At 46.0% G+C, this 3,657-nt stretch carries 3 protein-coding genes; all 3 read right to left on the reverse strand.

The window, feature by feature from the left end:
* Positions 1-430 precede the first annotated feature (430 nt).
* A complete protein-coding gene (locus tag U9Q77_05525) occupies positions 431-1,261 on the reverse strand; it encodes an ATP-binding protein (GenBank protein MEA3286815.1) in 831 nt (276 codons plus the stop codon).
* Positions 1,251-2,702, reverse strand: a complete 1,452-nt coding sequence (locus tag U9Q77_05530) for a DDE-type integrase/transposase/recombinase (GenBank protein MEA3286816.1) — start codon at positions 2,700-2,702, stop codon at positions 1,251-1,253. Before U9Q77_05530 ends, U9Q77_05525 begins: the two co-directional genes overlap by 11 nt.
* A gap of 130 nt (positions 2,703-2,832) precedes the next feature.
* A complete protein-coding gene (locus tag U9Q77_05535) occupies positions 2,833-3,399 on the reverse strand; it encodes a hypothetical protein (GenBank protein ID MEA3286817.1) in 567 nt (188 codons plus the stop codon).
* Positions 3,400-3,657: the final 258 nt, after the last annotated feature.

Raw genomic sequence — 3,657 nt, forward strand, 5'->3', positions numbered from 1 at the left:
ATGATGGGCCAAACCCTCTTCATAAATTCCGGTCTATGCGTAAAACCAAGGCTAACAAGAGAGCGGATACCATTGAAAAATTGGCCAAAGAAATTGCACTACCTAAAGCAGCTCTGACCGAAGATAGCAGAACAACGGATGCCTTTGAGCCGGATCTCGATAAATGATGGGCACCTTTTCAGGCTATTTGATGTTTTCACAGCTGGCAAGAAACTCACCCTTCGGCTATGCCTCAGGTTCGTAGGTTTTAAAGGCATGGGGGTAGCTCGGGCTTAGAAAAAGGTGGGGAGTCCGAAGACTCCCCGGACGATTATTTCTAATCCGTCGCTCCCATCTGGTTATCCCTTGGCAGGTTGCTCCTCAGCAGAGCCTGCCTCCGTTTCACCAGACCTCTTTACCTGCGATATGCAGGAATGATTTGTGTGTTTTCTTAGCGTGATTGTTTTTTTCTGGGTGCTGGTGAATACAGTTCCAGGAAGAGCTGTTCATCAAGCTGTGTGAGTTCTCGTTGTGCCGCAACGGTGAGTAACTCTGCTGCCATAACATTTAGTAAACGTAGGTTGCCGACACTATGCTCCACGAGCGCTGCCATGAGTGGCTTTGTCATTAGCTGTGTAGCACCAGCTTGTTCCAGGCAATACTCCAGATAATTTCGCAGATCCTTTTTGTCATAGGGGGAAAGTCGTCTTCTACATCTAATTCGACTTCCAAATGCAAGCAGCTCGTTACTACGGAATCGTTCAGGAAGTGTGAGATCACCGCAAATGATCACGGTCAACAAACATTCCGAGTCAAATTGAGCACTGCCCAGTAAACGCAATTCGTTAAGATTGCTTGTCATCATCTCCTGTGCTTCATCAATCAGGAGTATTGGCCTGAACAGGGTGGATTTGATGTGTTGTTTCCAACGCTCCCGAAGAGCCTTAAAACCGCCATATCTGTTGGCAGGAGTTAAATTGACACCAAACAAATCACCCATTTCACGGTAAAAATCTGCAAGACTGGATTGAGGTCTCTCCATAACACCGACAACCACGTTTTCCAGTCGTTCCAGATTATGGGCGAGGTATTGCAGATTCTTTGATTTACCAAGACCGGGTTCACCACACATAAGTGCGAAGCCACCATCCATAACCAGATTTTCAATTTGATAAAGGAATGTGTCTACACCGGGTGCTGGCCATAAAGAATGCACCGGGATATTTGGAAGGAACGGATTCCACTTAAGACCGAACAAATTAAGGAGACGTTTATTGTTCATTGGATACCTCCAAAGGAATATATGCAGGCGGGATTCCGGTGGCTGCATACTCTCCCAACAACTTACGTAGAAGCGGAGGATACGGGTCTGTCTTACCATCTGAATCCGGCAAGTCATCCAACATTGGAGCTATCGTTCGTCTTCTTCCTTCTGCATTTTTGACCTTATCTAGAGGGTATATTCTGGCAAGTATAGTGGCATCTCTTTCATCGACTAACCAGGCATGGCTAAGGTCCCAGCTTTGAAAGCGTATATGTAAACGATCGAAATGGCGGAAACGAGATGGAACTTCGAACCTGACTCCTTTTACCTGAATAGTACCATCACTTTTGCGTTGGACTCGGTTTTCCTGAATGGTAAAGGCGAAGGTCATGTTCTCGCTATCTGGAGTGGGGCGTGAAGAATCAGGACCTTTCAATAACTTATCCACGGGGCTACAGTTTATTTCCTGGTGACGGCTTCGATTATATTCCATCTCAGACCAGGCCTGGGTTGCATAATTTAATGTTTCAAGCGTTAATGGTTCAACCAAGGCAAGCATGGACATCAGTCGCCCCTCCAGTTGTCCCCAAAATGACTCCTGCTTCCCATTTTGATAAGGACTGTAAGGTAATGTTAAATCATGTTTTATGCTTAACCCAAGCAAACCATTTCGGGTCTCCCTGGCAATCATTGCAGCACCATTGTCTGTCATCAAGCTGCGAGGGAGACCTCTTTTCATAAAAGCCTGCATCATGCCATGCTGTAGTATCTCCGCTGTTTCCTGAACATACCACTGAATGTGACAGCACAACCGGGAGCAGTCATCAAGTATGCACAATGCAATGGGAGTGTGCCAGTCGCCTTTGTTGTCGGCTACCCTGAGTTTTCCTTTGTGGAAATCTAAATGCCAGAGGCCATGCACATGGGAAGACTCGTAGCTTCTCACTTCCATTTGTTCCAGGTGCGTTTCTGCCTTTTTCTGGCCATTGGTTTTGTTGCGGGGCGATTTCTTTTTATACCAACCTCGTTCTTTCATGCGCCTGCAGACACTGGAATACGAAGGAGGATTGCCAAGTTCTGGCTTTTCGTCGATTAAAGCAAGCAGGTTATCTGTGTGGAGCTGGTAGCTCCAATGGGGGAAGTTACAATATTGTTTACCCAGTTCCATGAGCAACTCATTGGACAATGCGGTCTTTTGACCGATATCTGAACGAGGCTTTCGGTCAAGGTCTTCCACAGGATTGTTCCCGTTCAACGCTTTATAATACCAGCGCTCGATAGTTGACGCACCAAAGGTGACAGATTCATCCTTACGTGGATGTTGATAGACCTTTTCTGCAAGGCTTTTGAGCTTCTTTCCAAGTTCTCCACGTTCTGGAGGACTTGCAAGAAGACCACCGACGATAGAAAAACGCAGTTGTGGCCACGATTCTATCCGGGATTGACTATTTCTTCTCATTTTATGGCTCCTGTCTGAATCCTGAGCTCTTCCTTATGAAGATCTGCTCGTTTTTTAACAAAAGCCACTCTACAGAATCGCTGAAAATGCGGAAGACCTATTCTTTTGCGGGAAGTTACTGCTCCATCATTTAAACGGTTACAAGGCCGGTTGCCAGTAACCTGAGGCACCTGATGAGTGCGCTTTCAGATGACGAACTGTGGTCACAATAATGTTTCACCAAAGATTCAGGTAGATTGTGGTTTCCCACTTCGACACCAAGGAGTCCACGTACTGTTTTCCACATACCGGTCTTTGGAAAAATCTCACGGAAATATGCAAGCCAGTTGTTGATGGTTGTTCGGTTAACTTCATACAGTTGCGCCAACAGGTTCTTACTATATTCCTGAGGCATATTTTGATTGAGAGTGGTGATGATTAAAATGGCTGCGCGAAAGTATACCCGGCGCCCCATGAAAATCGTTGACTTCGGGAGGGTTCTGCGACGACACTTCTCATTACTGCAGCAGAGACTGAAACGAATAGACAATTCGTCAGCAAGCGGTGGGCCGCCTCGTGGTTGACGTTGATAATTGGAGTAATGCAAAGTACTGCCGCAGAATGGACATCCGGCTTTCTGTTGTTGATCGGCCAAGTCAATATCAATACGGTGAAGAAGGTGAAATAGGTTGGGGCTTTGTAGTAATTCTGGTAACATTTTCCTGCCTTAGTGTTTTAGGCAGGAGCCCTCTTTGTATTTGCAAGGTACGTGAGGGGGCTCCTTACCTTTCCATCACATATCTCGCACATTTTAACTTTTTATTCCATCATTTATCGTGCTGACTCTCAGACCTTCTTCATACAGGCTTTGGAATGCAACTTTTTAGAGGTAAAATACCCCGTACCATCGAGATTGAGCAAATAGTAACCATCCATAAATACCATCTGCTCCAGGGCTTTGCCCCGTTGTAGTGCG

The organism is Candidatus Neomarinimicrobiota bacterium (genome assembly GCA_034716895.1).
Classification (GTDB): Bacteria; Fidelibacterota; UBA8477; order UBA8477; family JABMPR01; genus JABMPR01.

What these genes read in the sequence shown, in the direction of transcription:
- U9Q77_05525 (MEA3286815.1), bottom strand. Translation starts at nt 1,261, where the DNA reads ATGAACAATAAACGTCTCCTTAATTTGTTCGGTCTTAAGTGGAATCCG.
- U9Q77_05530 (MEA3286816.1), bottom strand. Translation starts at nt 2,702, where the DNA reads ATGAGAAGAAATAGTCAATCCCGGATAGAATCGTGGCCACAACTGCGT.
- U9Q77_05535 (MEA3286817.1), bottom strand. Translation starts at nt 3,399, where the DNA reads ATGTTACCAGAATTACTACAAAGCCCCAACCTATTTCACCTTCTTCAC.